General features: G+C 60.7%; 18 protein-coding genes. 4 read left to right on the top strand and 14 right to left on the bottom strand.

Annotation, left to right across the window (positions count from 1 at the left end; genetic code table 11):
* Window positions 1-29 precede the first annotated feature (29 nt).
* From D0Y60_RS15485 to D0Y60_RS15460, 6 genes are all read right to left on the bottom strand, one after another.
* On the bottom strand, window positions 30-1535 hold the full coding sequence (locus D0Y60_RS15485; RefSeq protein ID WP_117370862.1) for a tripartite tricarboxylate transporter permease: 1506 nt from the start codon (window positions 1533-1535) through the stop codon (window positions 30-32).
* A gap of 10 nt (window positions 1536-1545) precedes the next feature.
* Window positions 1546-2007 carry a tripartite tricarboxylate transporter TctB family protein gene (locus D0Y60_RS15480; protein WP_117370861.1) on the bottom strand — a complete coding sequence of 154 codons (462 nt, stop codon included), beginning with the start codon at window positions 2005-2007 and terminating at the stop codon, window positions 1546-1548.
* Between the two features lie 95 nt (window positions 2008-2102).
* Window positions 2103-3086 carry a tripartite tricarboxylate transporter substrate-binding protein gene (locus D0Y60_RS15475; RefSeq protein ID WP_117370860.1) on the bottom strand — a complete coding sequence of 328 codons (984 nt, stop codon included), beginning with the start codon at window positions 3084-3086 and terminating at the stop codon, window positions 2103-2105.
* 199 nt (window positions 3087-3285) lie between these two features.
* The gene (locus tag D0Y60_RS15470) at window positions 3286-4641 is read right to left on the bottom strand and encodes a sigma-54 dependent transcriptional regulator (RefSeq protein WP_117370859.1); all 1356 of its coding nucleotides are present in this window, start codon (window positions 4639-4641) and stop codon (window positions 3286-3288) included.
* Window positions 4638-6461, bottom strand: a complete 1824-nt coding sequence (locus tag D0Y60_RS15465; protein WP_281048150.1) for a sensor histidine kinase — start codon at window positions 6459-6461, stop codon at window positions 4638-4640. The genes D0Y60_RS15470 and D0Y60_RS15465 overlap by 4 nt, the downstream gene beginning before the upstream one ends.
* A 92-nt stretch (window positions 6462-6553) precedes the next feature.
* Window positions 6554-7054 (bottom strand): heme-degrading domain-containing protein, encoded by a 501-nt coding sequence (locus tag D0Y60_RS15460; RefSeq protein ID WP_199564203.1) that lies wholly within the window; start codon window positions 7052-7054, stop codon window positions 6554-6556.
* A gap of 164 nt (window positions 7055-7218) precedes the next feature.
* Here D0Y60_RS15460 and D0Y60_RS15455 point away from each other — a divergent pair, with 164 nt between their 5' ends.
* Window positions 7219-7800 carry a hypothetical protein gene (locus tag D0Y60_RS15455; protein ID WP_117370981.1) on the top strand — a complete coding sequence of 194 codons (582 nt, stop codon included), beginning with the start codon at window positions 7219-7221 and terminating at the stop codon, window positions 7798-7800.
* Between the two features lie 9 nt (window positions 7801-7809).
* On the opposite strand, the gene D0Y60_RS15450 is transcribed toward D0Y60_RS15455, so the two are convergent.
* From D0Y60_RS15450 to D0Y60_RS15425, 6 genes are all read right to left on the bottom strand, one after another.
* Window positions 7810-8148: a DUF6074 family protein gene (locus tag D0Y60_RS15450; RefSeq protein WP_147324529.1), complete on the bottom strand. Its 339-nt coding sequence runs from the start codon at window positions 8146-8148 to the stop codon at window positions 7810-7812.
* A gap of 47 nt (window positions 8149-8195) precedes the next feature.
* Window positions 8196-9518, bottom strand: coding sequence for a plasmid replication protein RepC (repC, locus tag D0Y60_RS15445; protein WP_117370856.1), 1323 nt, complete (start codon window positions 9516-9518; stop codon window positions 8196-8198).
* Window positions 9519-9675: 157 nt separating this feature from the next.
* Window positions 9676-10704, bottom strand: a complete 1029-nt coding sequence (gene repB / locus D0Y60_RS15440) for a plasmid partitioning protein RepB (protein ID WP_117370855.1) — start codon at window positions 10702-10704, stop codon at window positions 9676-9678.
* Between the two features lies 1 nt (window position 10705).
* On the bottom strand, window positions 10706-11914 hold the full coding sequence (gene repA / locus D0Y60_RS15435) for a plasmid partitioning protein RepA (RefSeq protein WP_117370854.1): 1209 nt from the start codon (window positions 11912-11914) through the stop codon (window positions 10706-10708).
* A gap of 224 nt (window positions 11915-12138) precedes the next feature.
* Window positions 12139-12393 carry a WGR domain-containing protein gene (locus D0Y60_RS15430; protein WP_117370853.1) on the bottom strand — a complete coding sequence of 85 codons (255 nt, stop codon included), beginning with the start codon at window positions 12391-12393 and terminating at the stop codon, window positions 12139-12141.
* An 88-nt stretch (window positions 12394-12481) separates the two neighbouring features.
* The gene (locus D0Y60_RS15425) at window positions 12482-12940 is read right to left on the bottom strand and encodes a MarR family transcriptional regulator (RefSeq protein ID WP_117370852.1); all 459 of its coding nucleotides are present in this window, start codon (window positions 12938-12940) and stop codon (window positions 12482-12484) included.
* A gap of 77 nt (window positions 12941-13017) precedes the next feature.
* Here D0Y60_RS15425 and hmgA point away from each other — a divergent pair, with 77 nt between their 5' ends.
* Window positions 13018-14346 carry a homogentisate 1,2-dioxygenase gene (hmgA, locus tag D0Y60_RS15420; protein ID WP_117370851.1) on the top strand — a complete coding sequence of 443 codons (1329 nt, stop codon included), beginning with the start codon at window positions 13018-13020 and terminating at the stop codon, window positions 14344-14346.
* 2 nt (window positions 14347-14348) lie between these two features.
* On the opposite strand, the gene D0Y60_RS15415 is transcribed toward hmgA, so the two are convergent.
* On the bottom strand, window positions 14349-14909 hold the full coding sequence (locus tag D0Y60_RS15415) for a DUF2585 domain-containing protein (RefSeq protein WP_245409195.1): 561 nt from the start codon (window positions 14907-14909) through the stop codon (window positions 14349-14351).
* A 113-nt stretch (window positions 14910-15022) separates the two neighbouring features.
* Here D0Y60_RS15415 and D0Y60_RS15410 point away from each other — a divergent pair, with 113 nt between their 5' ends.
* Window positions 15023-16039 carry a fumarylacetoacetate hydrolase family protein gene (locus tag D0Y60_RS15410; protein WP_117370850.1) on the top strand — a complete coding sequence of 339 codons (1017 nt, stop codon included), beginning with the start codon at window positions 15023-15025 and terminating at the stop codon, window positions 16037-16039.
* 4 nt (window positions 16040-16043) lie between these two features.
* Window positions 16044-16688 (top strand): maleylacetoacetate isomerase, encoded by a 645-nt coding sequence (gene maiA, locus D0Y60_RS15405; protein ID WP_117370849.1) that lies wholly within the window; start codon window positions 16044-16046, stop codon window positions 16686-16688.
* Window positions 16689-16766: 78 nt separating this feature from the next.
* Here maiA and D0Y60_RS15400 read toward each other — a convergent pair whose 3' ends face one another.
* Window positions 16767-18248: an NAD-dependent succinate-semialdehyde dehydrogenase gene (locus D0Y60_RS15400; protein WP_117370848.1), complete on the bottom strand. Its 1482-nt coding sequence runs from the start codon at window positions 18246-18248 to the stop codon at window positions 16767-16769.
* Window positions 18249-18327: the final 79 nt, after the last annotated feature.

The raw sequence follows: 18327 nt of genomic DNA, 5'->3' as shown, positions 1-18327 counted from the left end.
GCCCTTCCCTGTTTACCCAAATGTCGGCCTCAGTCCTCTTCCTGGAACACCTCTTCGCGCTTCTTTTTGACCGACGGCAAGAAGACGATAACGAGTACCGCAAGCGCAATCGCCAGGAGGATCGCACTGATCGGACGCGTCACGAACGTGGTCGGGTCGCCGCGCGACAGGATCATGGCGCGCCGCAGGTTCTCTTCCAGCAACGGCCCAAGCACGAAGCCGAGCAGCAGCGGCGCAGGCTCGCAGCGAAGTTTGACCAATAAGTACCCGCCAAGTCCGAATAGCGCGACCGCGTAGAGGTCATAGACATTCGAGTTCACGCTGTAGACGCCGATCGAGCAGAACGCCATGATGATCGGGAAGAGCACGTAGTAAGGCACCGTCAGGAGCTTCACCCAGAGGCCAATCAGCGGCAGGTTCAGCACCACGAGCATCAGATTGCCGATCCACATGGAGGCGATGATGCCCCAGAAGAGCGTCGGCTGCTCCGCGGCGACGTTCGGCCCAGGTACGATCCCCTGGATGATCATCGCCCCGACCATCAGCGCCATGACAGGATTGGCCGGAATACCCAGCGTTAACAAGGGAATGAATGAGGTCTGCGCACCCGCATTGTTGGCCGATTCCGGTCCCGCGACGCCGGCAATGGCGCCGTGGCCGAACTCCTCCGGGTGGTCCGAAACGCGCTTTTCCACCGTATAGGAGGCGAAGGCGGCGAGGATCGCCCCTCCTCCAGGTAGGATGCCCAAGGCCGAGCCAATGACCGTGCCGCGCAGCACGGGCGCTGCCATCCGCTTGAAATCGTCCTTGGTCGGCCACAGCCCGGAGACCTTCGCCATCACCAGTGTCCGGGTCTTCTCGCCTTCCAGATTGCGCAGGATTTCCGCAATGCCAAAAACACCCACAGCGACAGCGACGAAGTTGAGACCGTCGGCATATTCGCGAATGCCCAAGGTAAACCGCGGCGTGCCAGTATAGATATCCGTCCCGACGAGACCGAGAAGTAGACCCAGCGCCACCATGGCCAGCGCCTTGACTATGGAGCCATGGGCAAGCGCGATGGAGGAGACGAGGCCGACGACCATCAGGGAAAAATACTCCGCCGCACCGAATTTCAGCGCGATAGCCGTAAGCGGAATGGCGAAGATCGCTACCAGAAAGGTCGAGACCGTGCCGGCAAAAAAAGAGCCAAGAGCCGCGATGGAAAGTGCGGCACCTGCCCTGCCCTTGCGCGCCATTTGATAGCCGTCGATGGCGGTCACGGCGGACGAAGATTCCCCAGGCATGTTGATCAGGATCGCCGTTGTGGAGCCGCCATATTGCGCACCGTAATAAATGCCGGCGAGCATGATGAGTGAGGAAACCGGCTCCAGCTGGAAGGTGATCGGCAGGAGCATGGCGATCGTCGCCGTCGCACCGATGCCGGGCAGCACGCCGATCAACGTGCCGAGCAAAACGCCGATGAGGCAGAAGGCGAGGTTGGCTGGCGATGCGGCCGTCGAAAAGCCGAGTGCGAGATTGCTGATGAGATCCATATCGCGCCTCCTAGAGCCGGGTCCACGGGCCGAACCGTTCGAACGGCAGGCCGAGGGCATAACTGAACACCGCGACGGAGAAGAGCGTAATCGCGGCGGCAAGAACCACCGCCATACCCGGCTTCATTCGCGATGAAGCAAAGGCCGCGATCAGGGCGGCGAAGAACAGCGACGGCACGAAGCCGAGACCGCGCACCGTCAGCCCGAAAAAGACGGGCGCGGGCAGGATGAACAGCATGCCGCGCAACGCGATCGGCCCGATCGGCTCACCTTGAACACGGGTTGCCTGCACGAGAACGATCGCGCCAAGAAGTGTCAGGATGACCGCCAAAAATAGTGGAAAATAGCCCGGGCCCATGCGGAGCGCGGTGCCAAGTTCCAAGTTAAGGCATTGATAAATAGAGAAGCATCCGAGAGCGATGAAGGTCAGGCCGCATATCGCATTGGTGCTGTCGAACTGCAGGTTTTTCATGAGATCCCCTTCTCCCGGCGTTCCCGAGAGCGCGCACAATGGCTGGCATCGGGACGGTGTTGACCGCCGTCCCGATGCTTATCCCGCGGGTTTGATCAGTCGGCGTACTGGCCAGCGGCCTCGATCACCGGCTTCCACCTGGTGATTTCGCCCTCAAGCTTGGCTTTCAATCCGGCCGGCGTCGCGTCAGAATCGGAGGAGGGGGCCGTACCCAGTTCAGCGAAACGGGCTATGACGTTGGGATCCTTCAGCGCCAGTTGCAGCGACTTCGAGAGCCGTTCCGTCACCTCGCTCGGGGTGCCCTTCGGCGCATAGATGCCGTGCCAGATGCCGACCTGGAAACCGGGCAAGCCACCTTCTTCAGCTGTCGGGATATCGGGCAGGTTGCCAAGGCGGGCAGGGGAGGTCACGGCATAGGCCTTGATCGTGCCGCCCTGGATCTGCTTCGTCGTGTTGGTCGTCTGGTCGCACATCACATCGACCTGGCCGCCCAGGAGGTCGGTCATGGCGGGCCCAGTACCCTTGTATGGAACGGTGGTAAACTGGGTCTGGAGCGCACTCATCAGCATCATGCCGCAGAGATGGGACGCCGCACCGATGCCGGCGTTGGCCACGGTCACGGTGTCTTTGTTCGCCTTCATATAGTCAACCAGACCCTTTAGATCGCCTGGCTCAAGGTCTTTACGAGCGACGATCGTCATCGGCACCTCGGTGACGAGACCCACATACTCGAAAGCGTTCAGCGTATCGTAGGCCAGCTTCCGATAGAGCGTCGCGCTGGTCGCCATGCCGATATGGTGCAGCAGCAGGGTGTAACCGTCTGGATCGGCGCTCGCGACACGACCAGCACCGAGCGTGCCACCCGCACCGCCGACATTCTCCACGACGATCTGCTGGCCAAGGTCCTTCGACATAGCTTCCGCGACAAGACGCGTAACCGTATCCGTGGGGCCGCCGGCGGAGAAGGGCACAACCATGGTAATCGTGCGCTCCGGGTAAGTCTGGCCCAGCGCCGACGACGCGAGCAAGGTGGCGGCAACAGCTGCAGAAACGCCAAACAGGGATTTCAAGGTCTTCATCAAATCCTCCCGAGATGAAACGACCAGCCGGCGCAGCTCCTCCCGCGCCGTTTCTGGTTGCCTCCAGAGTGAATGATGCGACCGGAGGAACAAGCTCGCTGACTCGATGACGCGCTGTTTACGGCAGTAAACCCGACCAGGATGGGTGAATTAAGGGACAAAGCGCGCGGTCCATGGGTGGGAATCCACCCATCAGCCATTAGGCATCGTCCTGAGAGGCGTCCAAACGAGCATATTTATCGAGCCCATATTTCTGCATTTTCTCGTAAAGCGTCTTACGGGAAACACCGAGTTGCTCGTAAACCGGCTTCAGGCTCCCCCCATGGGCGACCAGTGCACTCGCAATCAGCCCTCGCTCGTAGGATGCCACACGATCTGCAAGACGCTGCGGGCCTGTGTCAGGTGGACCGTCTTCCGGCGTTGGGGAAAGACCGAGCACCAAGCGGTCTGCGGCATTGCGCAACTCCCGAACATTGCCGAGCCAACCACGCGTGGCAATGTCCGTTATCAACTCTGGCGGCACGTCGATATCGTTGCGATTATATCGCGCGGACGCCTCGCGCACCAGCTGCAGAAAGAGGAGGGGGATGTCGGCCTGTCGTTGCGCAAGCGAAGGCACACGGAGCGTCGCAACATTAAGCCGGTAAAAGAGATCAGCTCGAAAACGACCAGCAGCAACCTCGGCCTCCAGATCGACCTTACTGGTCGCGATGAAGCGCACATCAAGCGGAATCTGCTCGTTCGAACCCAGCCGCGTAATGATGCGTTCCTGCAGGACACGGAGAAATTTCGCTTGCAAATCAAAGGGCATAGACCCGATTTCATCGAGCAGGATCGTACCGCCACGCCCGTGCTCAAACTTTCCGTAGCGTGGCCGAAGCGCGCCCGGAAAAGCACCGGGCTCGTGGCCAAATAACTCGCTTTCGATCAGAGTCGCGGGGAGGGCGGCACAGTTGATCGCGATAAATGGTCGACTTGCGCGACTGCTGACATCATGCAACGCCCGTGCCACAACCTCTTTGCCGACACCTGTCTCCCCGATGATGAGCGTATCCGCATCGGTCGCGCCGATGGCCCGCAGCCTGTAGCGCAAGTCCACCATAACTTGGGTACGCCCCGGCAGCCGCGCTTCGATATCGTCACGCTTACCGGCAACGGCGCGCAATCGGCGGTTCTCCAAAACGAGGCTGCGGCGGTCCATCGCTCGCCGGATGACGGCCGCCAAATGCTGTGCCGCAAACGGCTTTTCGATAAAGTCATAAACGCCAGCTCGCATGGCGCTGACCGCGAGTTGCACATCCGCATGCCCGGTTACTAGGATCACGGGCACTTCCGGGTCGACCTCGCGAATCCGCTGAAGCAGCGTCATACCATCCATGCCCGGCATACGGATATCACTCACCACGACACCATTAAAGGCATAGCCGATAAGCTCCAGAACCGGCTCGGCACTTGAAAACGTCTCGACCGTGAGATCGAAAAGTTCCAGTGCCTGAGCAGAGGAACGGCGCATTTCGTTCTCGTCATCGATTAGAAGAACACACGGTTCCGTCATTCTGCCGCCTCACGCGCAGCGCCTGCCAGGTCAAGCACAAGCCGGAATACGGCACCACCCTCGGCATGGTTCATCACCGACAAATCCCCCCCGAAGTCTTTGATAATATTATAAGAAATGGACAGGCCGAGGCCAAGCCCCTTGCCGACGCCCTTCGTGGTGAAGAACGGATCGAAGATGCGCTCGGCAATCGCTGCGGCCACACCGGGTCCATGATCACGTATTGTGATGACAGCGCGCCCATCCACCCGGCTAGCCGACAGCAGGATTTCCCTGTTATCCAGACCTTCCACGGCATCCGCCGCGTTGCCGATAATATTGACAAGAACCTGTTGTAAACGGACCGGTCCGGCCTGAACAGCCAAACCGTCTTCTTCAAACTGAAGCACCAGCTCTGCATCCGCTGCCTTGAGTCGGGGTGTTACGATTTCAAGTGTGTCGGCAATCACACTGGAGAGGAGAACCGGTCCAAGTTTCTCATTCGGCTTGCGCGCAAAGTTGCGTAAGTGCCGACTTATAGACGCCATGCGATCGATGAGGCTTGAAATGCGGCGGACATTGTCTTGCGCTTCGGGCATGCGGCCGCGGTCCATCAACAGGGCGGCACTATCGGCATAGGTTTTTGCGGCGGCGAGCGGCTGATTGAACTCATGCGAAAGCGCTGCCGACATCTGGCCAAGGCCGGCCAATTTGCCGGCTTGGATCAAGTCAGCCTGTGTCTTGCGCAACTCCTGTTCGGTCAAACGTCGTTCCGACACCTCCAGTTCGATCTGCTCATTGACGCGGGCAAGAGCAGCCGTCCGTTCTTCGACACGCCGCTCCAGTTCGTTTTGGGTTTCCTCCTGCAAACGCAGGCGCTCCACCACGCGGCTTCTACGTTGCAGGAGAACGGCGGCACCCAGACCGGCAAGGCAGATGAAGAGCACGATCGCAATCAGTGTGGTGCGCGCCTGCGCGCGCACCGATGCCGTGTCCAGCAGAACATTGACCGTCCAATCCGCTTCAGGCATGTATTGGGAGAGCCGGATATATTCGTGAGTAACGCCGTTCGATGTGATGCTCATCAAACGTTGACCGTGGTAAACCATCTCGGTCTGAGAGAGTGGCCGCAGCCTGGCTTCCGCATACCGCCGAGAGGCCTGCGTGCGCGAAAGTCGAGGCGCATCCAATGGTAGAATCCCGGTATAGAGCCATTCCGGGCTACCGGTCATGAAGATGATGCCCTCAGGATCGGCGACGAAAATCTTGTATTCCCCGCCGCGCCATGACGTCTCGATGGAATCGATGTCCACCTTGAAAACGATGACGCCGAGGATCTTGCCAGCCACCTCCACAGGTGAAGAAAAATAGTAGCCTCGTTTTAGTGATGTGGTTCCTAGGGCATAGAAGCGCGCTCGATCTCCCTTGATCGCATCCTGAAAATACGGGCGATAGTGGAAGTTCTGCCCGACGAAGGTCGTCGGCATGTCGTAGTTGCTGGCGGCGATCGTATTGCCGTCAGGAGTCATCACATAAATGTCGGAGGACTCCAGCAATCCATTGATTTCCTTTAGATAGTTGCTTGCGGCGCGGCGGAGGGAGGGGTCGTCCGGCTTCTGCAGCAGTGCCTCGATATCATCATGATCGGCGATGAGTGAGGGAAGAGGCTCGTATCGGCGGAGATGGCCAGCCAGTGCGGCAACCGCCAAACGCAAGGCCGAACTGGCCTGCGACGACGCCTCATCCATATAGCTGCGCGTCACCAGTGTTCCGCCTTGCAGGATCGCAAGGACGACAACGATCGGCAGTACCGCGAACACCAGGGCGTGGCGCACTTTCACGAAATGGCTGCTCCTCTCCTCCATCGCCCGAAGAGAGCCGGGCGGCCTATTTTACGCAGCCGGTTGCTTCTTTCCTAGGGGGAGGGGAGGGATCAATGAGGGAGGCGGCTGGCACCAAGGTCGATGCCGAGGAAAGCGGCGATGGCGTCAGCCACGATAGCATGATCGCTCCGCTGCGGCACGCCCGAAACCGTGACCGCGCCGACGCATCCGAGCTCGGCGACAAAAAGCGGGAAACTGCCGCCATGCACCGAGAAGTCCGAATGGGAAAGATTGTGCGCCTCCACCTGTTCGCGGCCGGAAAGCGCCAGACGACGCCCAACAAGATAAGACGAGTGCCAAAGCCGCAGGACCGTGTTGCGCTTGCGCCGGATCCACTCGAGATTATCCGTCGATGTGCCGGGCAAAGCACAGTGGAAGAGGGTTCTATCCCTAAGCGAAATATCGATTGCCACACCGGCGCCGATAGCAAGCGCCGTTTCGCGGACCCGGTTTCCAAGCGCCCAGGCATCATCCGGGCTGAACCGGGTAAAATGCAGGAGCCGTTCCTGCTCCTCGAGCCGGCGAATGTCGTCTGCGATCATGTCTGTCATTGCTTCCTCCCTGCGGAAATGGCTCCCTGTTCCTAGCGGGACAAAACGCCGAGGGGAAGAGCGTCTTCCGTCGAGATTCGGATGCTCTTGACGGAGATCAACGTTGTGCTCAAGGAAGAGGCCTAGAGACGGTACGGAACGGCCGACTTTCCATGGGAACCCACATGCCGGACAGCTTTTTTCTCTTTGCCATCCTCGCTCTGCTCCTGACACCAGGCCCGACCAATACATTGCTGACGGTTGGCGCGGCGGCGCGCGGTTTTCGCAAGAGCGTACCCTTGCTGCTGGGTGAGTTGTCCGGTTATCTCACCGTCGTGATTCCACTGGCAACAATTGCAGCTGCTCTCCTCGACGGTCGTCCAATATTGGCGACAGGCCTACGGATCGTTGCGGCTTGCTGGGTTCTGTTCCTCGCCGCTCGACTTTGGCTCGTTTCGTCCAAACCGGCAGGGGAGGGGGATGCGAAAGCGGTGACGGTTGGCCAGGTCTTCCTGACCACCATGCTCAATCCCAAAGCGCCCATCATCGGGCTCGTCATCATGCCACATGGAACATTGACGGAAATCGCACCGGCGCTCGGGCTCTTCAGCCTGCTGGTCGCAGGCGCCGGAACCAGCTTCCTCGTGCTCGGCAGTCTTGTCGGCAAAGCACCAGTTTTGTCGCCTCGACTGATCTATCGGGTTGCCGCAGCATTCCTCGTCGTCTTTTCGCTCGGCCTCGTGAGCAGCGCGACCGGGCTGATCTGATCGAAGCGATCAGGCTTCTTCTGCATGATGTATGCGGAAAAGCTCCTGCTGCACCTCATCTTGAAAAGCAAAAACCGCCGCGCGCGCACTTTCTTCGCTCGAACCGAGCTTGCGCATTTCGTCGGCCAGTTCGAGGCAGACTCTCCGCCAATAGAGCCGTGCATCCTCGCCTTGCAGACTATCGAGCTCGCCGGCGCAGCGACGGATTTGTGCCGTGCGGCGTTCGGCAGGGAAGGGCACGACCGGTCCGGTTTCGGTGACGACAGAACGGCGGCGCATCTGCGGGGAGGCGTAAGGGGGCATTGATTCGAGCTTCCTTGTCTTGCCCCCCATGATTACGGATTGCATGGTTAACGTGCGGTTTCCAAAGCCGAATTCACCGTCTCGATTTGACCTCACCCTGCGCGTTTCGCCGGGGCACCATTCGCGCGGGCAAGCGCCATCAGCATTGGACCGAGCGTGAATTCACCGCGTTCCGCCCGCCGGGTGAGATCACGCAGGTAGCCGCCGGCCGAATTAATATGTCCGGAACGCTCGAGAATGCAGGCGATGACCGTCGCTGCATTTTCCGGCCCAAGCACCGCGCAAGCATTTTCATAGGCCGATGGGCTGATCGCCAGCATCGAACGCACCACCACGGCCGCCGTCATCAGGTCGCGCCACCCCGAAATCGTGCCACCCGGACCAAACGGAATAATTTCCGGGCAAGCTTGCAGGACAAGGGGGAGGGGATAGGGTTTTTGGGGCTCCGGCCCGGCTCCCAGCGGGGGCACCGGTCGCCTCGCCATCTCGCGATCGAGCGACTTGCCCGTTCCAACCGAATTTCCAGTTTCAATCCCCGCTGCTGCATCGGCCATAGCAACCGGTCCAGGTTGGAATTCGGCCTTGCCGTCCTGCTTCGATTCGAAGCGAGGTTCAAGATCAGATGTAGAGTCGGGTTTTGAATTCTGTTTGTGCCGCTCAGTTTGGTCGGGATAGCCAGCCGTATTATGTAAAATAATCTGTTCTTCCATGCACTTGAGTATCTGCGTGCGCAGGGCTTCGAGCGCGGAAAGGACAGCGGTGAGGATTTCCGGTGTTGCGATGCGCGGCAAAGCGAGGATTTGCACGCGATACTCGGCTTCGAACTGCATCCAATCACCGGCGAGGCCGTCTTCCAAGGCCGTTTCGATCAACTTGACGATGTCACGGCGGACGAGCGTGATGCGTTCGCGAAGCTGCAGCAACAGCAACCGCTCGGCTGTTACAGCCGCCGCGAGCTGCTCGATCTCCCCTGCCCTCGCGAGGAGGGGGGCAAGCGAAAAGCCGAAGGCCTCGCCGATCTCCCCTTCCCTATCTCGGCGGACGTAGCGCTTTCCGTTGGGGCTATCGCGCCGCATCAGCAGACCGGCATCGACGAGCGCGGCGAGATGCCGGCGCAGCGTGGTTTCCGCCATGCCATGCGTGCGCAACGAGAGCTGCATGTTGGAAGGGAAGACGACCATGCTGTCGCCGGCCGCAAGCTCCGTCTTCGGATAGAAGCTCATCAGCGCATTCAGCACCGACAGCGCACGATCGCTGACGCGCAACTTCGGCCGCGCTTCGCAGAGCCAGCGGTAGAGTTTCCACTTGTCTATACTCGCCTCTGGCGGGATCGCCTTGACGATCGCCTGGCTTGCCAACATACCAAGCGTCATCGCTCGCCGCCCGAAGGGCGTCGCTATGCCGTCCGTTTCCATGTCTCTTCACCTTCAAATAGGCAAAAGAGACCCCTTCATCGGAAACCGATGCCAAAAACGCTTGACTGTGATTCGGGGAAGTGCGACTCTCAGGCTGCTAAACGATGAGAAGGGCTTCCGCGACGGTAACGTTGAGGGGGCCTTTTTCTTTTGCGGATCAATCTCCCGATTTCTGTTTCTTTTCAGCTCGATACGCCTCGTAGAGGCGATCCAGGTTCTGCGTGATGTAGGCCCCGAAGGCTGCGGCTTCCGCGGCTTTCAGGGAAATCGTGTATTGCCGCCCCTGTGCCTTGATACTGGCGCGCACGGAACCGTCCTTGCGCTCCCAGGCGGCCGGGGCAGGCTTGGCGGCATGCGCCGGAGCATCCGATTTCGCGAGATGCCCGCTGACCAGATTGAAGCGTTCTTCCGGCGAGCGAACCTTGATCCGCTCGCGGCCGAGAAATTCGATGGCCCTGTCCTCATTGGACGGTTCGTCGAAGCGGGTCGCAAGTTCATGCCAGCGGTCGCGGCCGATGGCGAGCGCCGGGCCTATGGCCGTCCGCACCCCCTTCGGAATCCTGTTCACGACCGACAACATTTTTGAAACTGTCGTCTTGTCGACACTCAAGGCCGACATAATGGTCTCACGATCAAAACCGCGGCCTTCCAGTTCCCCGGCAAAGGTCGCACGTTCCAGGAACGACAGATCGGCGCGCGCGCTGTTCTCCTGACCCTGCGCAATGACGTGATCGCGGTCGGTCAGCGCCTTGACGACGGCACGGACCGGGCGGCCGAGCAGGCGCGCGGCTTTTGCACGACGGTGGCCGAAGGCAATCTGGTAAATGCCATCCTTGGTCGGGTGCGGACGCACGAGGATCGGCGAATCCTGGCCGCGCACGCGCATGGCATCCACCAGTTCCTGAAACTGCTGGTCGGAATGGGCGAGACGATCCGAAACGAAGGAATCCTCGATCTGGTCTGGCTCGAGTTCGATCACCACCTCGCCGGCCGTCAGCTTCGCCTCGATCTCCTTGGCCGCATCGGCTTTCGCCGCCAGTGCATCGATGCTGCGCGTCACCGCACCGAGTGCACCGATACCCTTGTAGGTGACATGCTGACGCTGCTCGTCTGCTGCGGGGTTTACCGGCGTCAACTTGTCGTTGGCGGGGGCCATTAGATTGGAAAGAACGTTTTTGCGCGCCATATCAACGCCCCCATGCCTTATGGATAAGTTCGACGAGTTCCGAATTGACCGCTTCCATGGATTCGAAAGCGCGATCATAGGTCGCGCGCGTGAACTGACTGCGGTCCACTTCGTAGAGCGTCTGGTTGGTCAGCGCCGCATCGGCGATCGCCACGCTGCGCACCATCGGACTGGTCAGGACATGCTGCTTGAACATCGAGCGCATGAAAGCGACCATCTGCGTCTGCGGCCCGTCCGCTGGATCATAGCGGGTGACGAGGTAGCGCAACCAGTCGAGGTTCATGTTGCCGCCGGCGCTCTTCAGCGTGTTCAGCACTTCGCCGAGCATCTGCAGGAACTGGCACATCGACATGACGTCGAGCATCTGCGGATGCACGGTGATAAGCACCGCTGTCGCGCCGCAGATTGCACTCATCGTCAGGAAGCCGAGCTGCGGCGGGCAGTCGATGACAACGACGTCATAATCGTCGGCAACGGACGACAGCGCCTCATCGAGCCGGGCAAAGAAGATGCGGCCGTAGTCGCCACGATTGCCCTGCGCCAGAACGCGCGGCGTATCGTGCTCGAACTCCATGAGTTCGAGATTGCCGGGTACGATGTCGAGACCGGGGAAATTTGTCTTGCGGATGATCTCCTTCAACGGCCGGCGCTGGTCGTCGTAGCGGATGGCGGCGTACAGCGTCTCGTTTTCGTTGACGTCGAATTCCGGCTGGAACCCGTGGATCGCCGAAAGGCTTGCCTGCGGGTCGAGATCGACGGCGAGCACGCGGTGGCCGGTGAGAGCCAGGTGTTGCGCGAGGTGCGCCGTCGTCGTCGTCTTGCCGGAACCGCCCTTAAAGTTCACCACTGCGATGACCTGCAGGTGCTCGCTGCCGCGCCGGTGCGGGACATAACGCTGGCCGCGGCTGTTCTGCTCCAGATACTGGCGCATCTCCTGCAGCTGATCGGCGGAATAGGAACGGCGGCCGGAGGGGGTCACCTGCGGAAGGGGGCCTTTGGATTCCAGCGAGAGATTGCGCAAATAGCCGCTGGTGACGCCAAGGAAGTGCGCAGCCTCGCTCAGCTGGAACTGGCGCAGGTTTTTCTGCGCAACGGGTGGAAACATTTCCAGCCGATGCTGCTTCAGCTTGTCCGACAGCTCGTGGGCCTGACCGATGATCAGTTGATCGACCTCGGAAATTGCCTGCCCGAACGTTGCAGCCATATTCATGTCGCTAATCTCAAAATGCGTTTCAAAGCCTATTTGGCGATTTAAACCGCATCTAGAACCGATTCGGAAGAGAGGGCAAGGCCAACGGGCCGAATGCGAGACGCAAGAAAGCTTTGGCGCTTCAATAATTTGCCACTCAGCATATTGACCATTTCGCGCCTATCGGCGTCCAGCGATTCGTTCGGCAAAGTGCGAGCGGAAACCGCGTGCCCACCGATTTCATCTCATGATTCGCGATAGCCCCGCCGACGACGGCGCGCCACTTGCCGTTCCAGCATGGCCTGCGCCTCCGCCATGCTGGCATGAAATGTCGCCACCTGCCGGCCGCGTGTGCCGATCCGGCCCCAATGCCGGAACACCGCCACGTCGCCGAAGAGCGTCGGTTCAAGCGAGAGCATATAGAAGCGCGCCATATTGCTGCCGGCATCGATGCGGCGAAAATGGCGGATTGCGGGGAGAGGAGGCAACGTGTTCGACATGCCGGCGATTCTGGCGAAGCGCGGAATCGGCGTCCAACGAGAGTTTTGAATCGATCCGCCCGGATTGATTCAAATTGGTGATGTATGCTCAGTCCTGCGAACCTCTGGGCCCGGAAACGGGCGGCAGTTTCCCTTCAATTGCAGCCAAGCCCGCTTCCAAAGTCTTTACGCCGCTCGCGCCAAGAAGCTGCGAAAGTTCGCGCTCGTAGTCGTGCGCAAGCGCGATCATCTCGCCATAGATGCGCTTCCCCGCCACCGTCAGCTCCAGATGCTCCACGCGCCGGTCGTCGGCATCCTCGCTGCGTTTCAGCCAGCGCTTTTCTTCCAGCGCCCGCACGGCGCGCGACACCTTCGTCTTGTGCATGCTGGAATTGCTGCCGATCTCAGTGGCGGTCATGCGCCCATAAGTGCCGAGCGCTGCCAGCGTCCGCCATTCCGGCCGCGTCAAGCGGTAGCGCGCGCGGTACTGCGCGGCGAAACGCTGGCTCACGCGCTCGGCCGCCTGGTTGAGACGATAGGGCAGAAAGGTTTCGAGACTGAAGTCCATCGACGGCGCCTTGATGGTTACAAAATAGACAGTTACGCCTGTAACCATCTAAGCCTGCTTGAAGAGGAGGGCAAGCCATGTCCGAGAGCACCAACAGCCTGAAATACATGCCGGGCTTCGGCAACGACTTCGAGACGGAATCGCTGCCGGGCGCCCTGCCGCAGGGCCAGAACAGCCCGCAGAAATGCAATTACGGTCTTTACGCCGAACAGCTCTCCGGCTCGCCCTTCACCGCGCCGCGCGGCACCAACGAGCGCTCCTGGCTCTACCGCATCCGTCCCAGCGTGCGCCATACCCGCCGCTTCTCCAACACCAGCTATCCGCACTGGAAAAGCGCGCCCTGCCTCGACGATCATTCCCTGCCGCTCGGCCAGCTGCGCTGGAACCCGCTGCCCGCGCCGACGGAAACGCAGAATTTCCTCGAAGGCATCCGCACCATGACGACGGCGGGGGACGTGCTGACCCAGGTCGGCATGGCTGCACACGCCTATACGTTCAATGCCGATATGGTGGACGACTACTTCTTCAATGCCGATGGCGAGTTGCTGGTCGTACCGCAGCTCGGCGCCGTCAGGATCTTCACCGAAATGGGCATCATGGATGTCGAGCCGCTGGAGATCGCCCTCATTCCGCGCGGCATGATGTTCAAGGTCTCCCGCCTGGGCGAGGGCGATACCTGGCGCGGCTATATCTGCGAGAACTACGGCGCGAAATTCACGCTGCCGGATCGCGGCCCGATCGGCGCCAATTGCCTTGCCAACCCGCGGGATTTCAAGACGCCTGTCGCCGCCTATGAGGACAAGGAAATGCCCTGCCGGGTGCATGTCAAATGGTGCGGCAAGTTCTATGTCACCGAAATCGGCCATTCGCCGCTCGACGTCGTCGCCTGGCACGGCAATTACACGCCGTTCAAATACGATCTTCGCACCTATTCCCCCGTCGGCGCGATCCTCTTCGATCATCCCGACCCGTCGATCTTCACCGTCCTGACGGCGCCGACCGAGGAAGCAGGAACGGCCAATATCGATTTCGTGATCTTCCCTCCACGCTGGATGGTGGCCGAACACACCTTCCGCCCGCCGTGGTACCATCGCAATATAATGAGCGAATTCATGGGCTTGATCCATGGCCAGTACGACGCAAAGGAGGAGGGTTTCGTGCCCGGCGGCATGAGCCTGCACAACATGATGCTGCCGCATGGTCCGGACGCGACCGGCTTCGAAAAGGCTTCGAACACCGAGCTGAAGCCGGTGAAGCTCGACCATACGATGGCCTTCATGTTCGAGACCCGCTACCCGCAACAACTCACCAAGTTCGCCGCCGAGCTGGAGACCCTGCAGGACAACTATCTCGAATGCTGGGACGGGCTGGAGCGCAAGTTCGACGGCACCCCGGGCATCAAATGATCTCAGCCGCCCTGCCAGGTTTTCACCGCTTCCAGCGGCCAGACGAGCATCAGGATGTTGAGTGTCAGGCCGTCCCGGATGAGATAGGTGGTCGTCGCCTCGAAGACGATGACGATCGCGACGCTTGCCCAGACCGGCAGGCGCGACGCCAGGAAGAAGCCGACGACCATGGCAAGGATATCGGCGCTCGAATTGATCACGCTGTCGCCGAAATAATCGAGCGATATCGTCGATTCCCGGTAGCGATTGATGATCATGTCGGTGTTTTCGAGGATTTCCCAGGCGCATTCGACGATCAGCGACAGCACGAGGCGGACATTGATATCCGTCTTGCGCAAGAACAGCGTGAAGAGGCCGAAGAACAGGATGCCGTGGATGATGTGGCTCGGCGTGTACCAATCGCTGAGATGTTGCGAGTTTTCCGAAGAAATCACGACGCCATGCCAGAGTTTCACATATCCGCACTTGCAGATGAGCGGCTGACCCATCGTATAAAGGATGGTGGCGGTTACCGCGATGAAGGCGGCGACGATCAGCAGGGAGTTTTGGACCGAGCGGTTCACGCGGAATTCCTTGAAGAATGCGATGCGCCGTGGGAGCGGCGCACGAGGGTGGAGACAGGCAAACGGAAGATGACACCATCTGACGGCTGCAAACAAGATCGGGAGAGACGTGCATGAAACTTGCGACGCTGAAGAATTCCACCCGTGACGGCCGGCTGGTCGTCGTTTCGCGTGACCTGACGCGCTGCTCGGAAGTCGGGCATATCGCCCGCACCCTGCAGAATGCCCTTGATGACTGGGACCATGTCGCGCCGCGCCTCGAGCGCGTGGCCGAAGGGCTCGAAACCGGCGCGCAGCCGACCGCACGCTTCCATGAGCATGACGCCACCTCTCCCTTGCCGCGCGCCTATGCCTGGGCGGACGGTTCGGCCTATGTCAACCACGTCGAACTGGTGCGCAAGGCGCGCAATGCCGAAATGCCGGAAAGCTTCTGGACCGACCCCCTGATGTACCAGGGCGGCTCCGACAGTTTCCTGGGACCCCGCGATCCGATCCTCGCGGCCGACGAGGCCTGGGGCATCGATATGGAAGCCGAGATCGCCGTCATCGTCGGCGATGTGCCGATGGGCGTGGGTGTGGAGGAGGCCCGCGACGCGATAAAACTCGTCATGCTGGTCAATGACGTCTCGCTGCGCGGCCTTATCCCTGCCGAACTCGCAAAGGGTTTCGGTTTCTTCCAGTCGAAGCCGTCATCGGCCTTCTCGCCGGTCGCCGTTTCGCCGGATGAACTGGGCGACGCCTGGAAGGACGGCAAACTCCACCTGCCGCTCCTCGTCTCGCTCAACGGCAAGGCCTTCGGCAAGGCCGATGCCGGCGTGGACATGACCTTCGACTTCGGCCAGCTCGTCGCGCACGCTGCAAAGACCCGGCCACTGGTCGCCGGTACGATCATCGGCTCCGGTACGGTCTCCAACAAGCTTGACGGCGGGCCGGGCAAGCCCGTCTCCGAGGGCGGCGCTGGCTATTCCTGCATCGCCGAGATTCGCACCATCGAGACGATCACGACTGGCGCGCCCAAGACGCCTTTCATGAAATTCGGCGATACCGTGCGCATCGAGATGAAGGACAAGACGGGCCACTCGATCTTCGGAGCGATCGAGCAGACAGTCAAGAAATACGAAAAGGAGTGATCGCGTGAGCGACGACATCGTGCTCTTCGATTACTGGCGCTCATCCGCCAGCTATCGCGTGCGCATCGCGCTCGCAAGCCTGGGGCTTGCCTATGCAAGGCAATCCGTCGACCTGCTTGCCGGCGCCCAGCGCTCCGAGGAACACCGCGCCCGCAATCCGCAGGGTCTCGTGCCGGCGCTGCTGATCGACGGACACATGTTGACGCAATCGCTTGCGATCATCGAATATCTCACGGAAACGCGCCCTGAGGCGCGTTTTCTGCCCGCCAATCCGCTCGAACGGCAGCGCGTGCGCACGCTTTCCTATGCCATCGCCATGGAAATCCACGCCGTCTGCAACACCGGCGTCATCGGCCATGTCCTTGATATCACCGGGGGAGGGGACGAGGTTCGCAGCGCCTGGATGAAGAAATTCATCGGCGAAGGTCTCGCTGCCGTAGACGTCCTGCTGGACGACCCCGCCACCGGCACCTTTTGTCACGGCGACACCCCGACGATGGCCGATTTCTGCCTCGTCCCGCAGGTCTACAATGCAGAGCGCTGGGGCGTGGATATCTCCAGCCTCAATAATGTGCGGCGCATTGCGGAAATCTGCAACGCCCTTCCGGCGTTCAAGGCCGCGCATCCGGATGCGGTGAAGAGGCTTTAAACGCGTCACTTTGGTGACGGGGCCATAGGCTGAAAAGGATCGCCCCGCGCAAGGCGGGGCGATCTGTTCGTTCGTTTATCAGGCGACGTCGCCCATGCAGACGTATTTCAGCTCCAGATAATCATCCGCGCCGTGGGCCGAGCCTTCGCGGCCGAGGCCGGACTGTTTGATGCCGCCGAAGGGGGCCGCCTCGGAGGAGATGAGGCCGGTGTTGACGCCGACCATGCCGTATTCCAGGGCTTCTGCGACCTTCCAGACCTTCTTGAGATCGCCGGCGAAGAAGTACGCGGCGAGACCGAATTCGGTGTCGTTCGCCTGTTCGATGACGTCCTCGACCGTGTCAAAGCGGAAGAGCGGCGCGACCGGGCCGAAAGTTTCTTCACGCGCAACCGTCATACCGCGCACGACGCCCTTGAGCACCGTCGGCTCGAAGAACGTGCCGTTGCCGGCAATGCGCTTGCCGCCGGCAACGACGGTTGCGCCCTTGGAAACGGCGTCAGCGATATGGGCCTCGACCTTGTCGATGGCCGCTTCCTCGATCAGCGGGCCGATTGTCACGCCCTTGTCGAAGCCGTTACCAACCGAGAGTTCGGCGACTTTCTTCGCCAGCTTTTCAGCAAAGGCGTCGTAGACGTTCGACTGAACATAGATGCGGTTGGCGCAGACGCAGGTCTGGCCGGCATTGCGGTACTTCGAGGCCATGGCGCCTTCGACGGCCGCGTCGAGATTGGCGTCGTCGAAGACGATGAAGGGCGCATTGCCGCCGAGCTCGAGGCTGACCTTCTTGATCTGGTCCGAGCACTGGCGCATCAGGATGCGGCCGACTTCCGTCGAGCCGGTGAACGAGATCTTGCGGACCTTCGGGTTGAAGCAGAGTTCCTTGCCGATCGCCGGGCCGTCCGTGCCGAGGATGACGTTGAAGACGCCCGAGGGAATGCCGGCCTTTTCCGCCAGCACGGCAAGCGCGATCGCCGAAAGCGGCGTCTGCTCGGCGGGCTTGGAGACGACCGTGCAGCCGACGGCGAGCGCCGGCGCGATCTTGCGGGCGATCATTGCGGCCGGGAAGTTCCACGGCGTGATCGTGCCGACGACGCCGACCGGCTGCTTGATGACCAGCATGCGCTTGTCGGCGGACGGGGCAGGGATCGTCTCGCCGTTGATGCGCTTTGCTTCTTCCGCATACCACTCGACATAGGAGGCGGCGTAGAGGATTTCGCCCTTGGCTTCCGCCAGCGGCTTGCCCATTTCGGCGGTCAGAATGGCAGCGAGCTCGTCGGCATTGGCGATGATCAGGTCGAACCATTTGCGCAGGAGAATGCTGCGGTCCTTGGCCGGGCGGGCGGCCCAGACAGCCTGCGCCTTATAGGCGGCGTCGATAGCGGCTGCGGTCTCGCTCGCCCCCATTTCCGGCAGCGTCGCGAGCTTTTCGCCGGTCGCGGGGTTCAGTACGTCGAAGGTCTCGGTGCCGTTGCCGCCGATCCAGTTGCCGTTGACATAGCCGGCATCGCGCAGGAGGTCGGTCGACTTCAGGTGCTTGGTAAGAGCATCGTGGAAGGCCATGCTTTCATTCCTTTCGGACACAAACGGTCGTTCACCCGGAGCAAATGCCCCGGGTGCCGTCTTGGGAGATTTGGTTCAG

The sequence above is a fragment of the Shinella sp. WSJ-2 genome (assembly GCF_003432075.1).
Classification (GTDB): domain Bacteria; phylum Pseudomonadota; class Alphaproteobacteria; order Rhizobiales; family Rhizobiaceae; genus Shinella.
The sequence above is the reverse complement of the archived record's forward strand: the minus strand, read 5'-3'. Positions and strand labels throughout refer to the sequence as shown.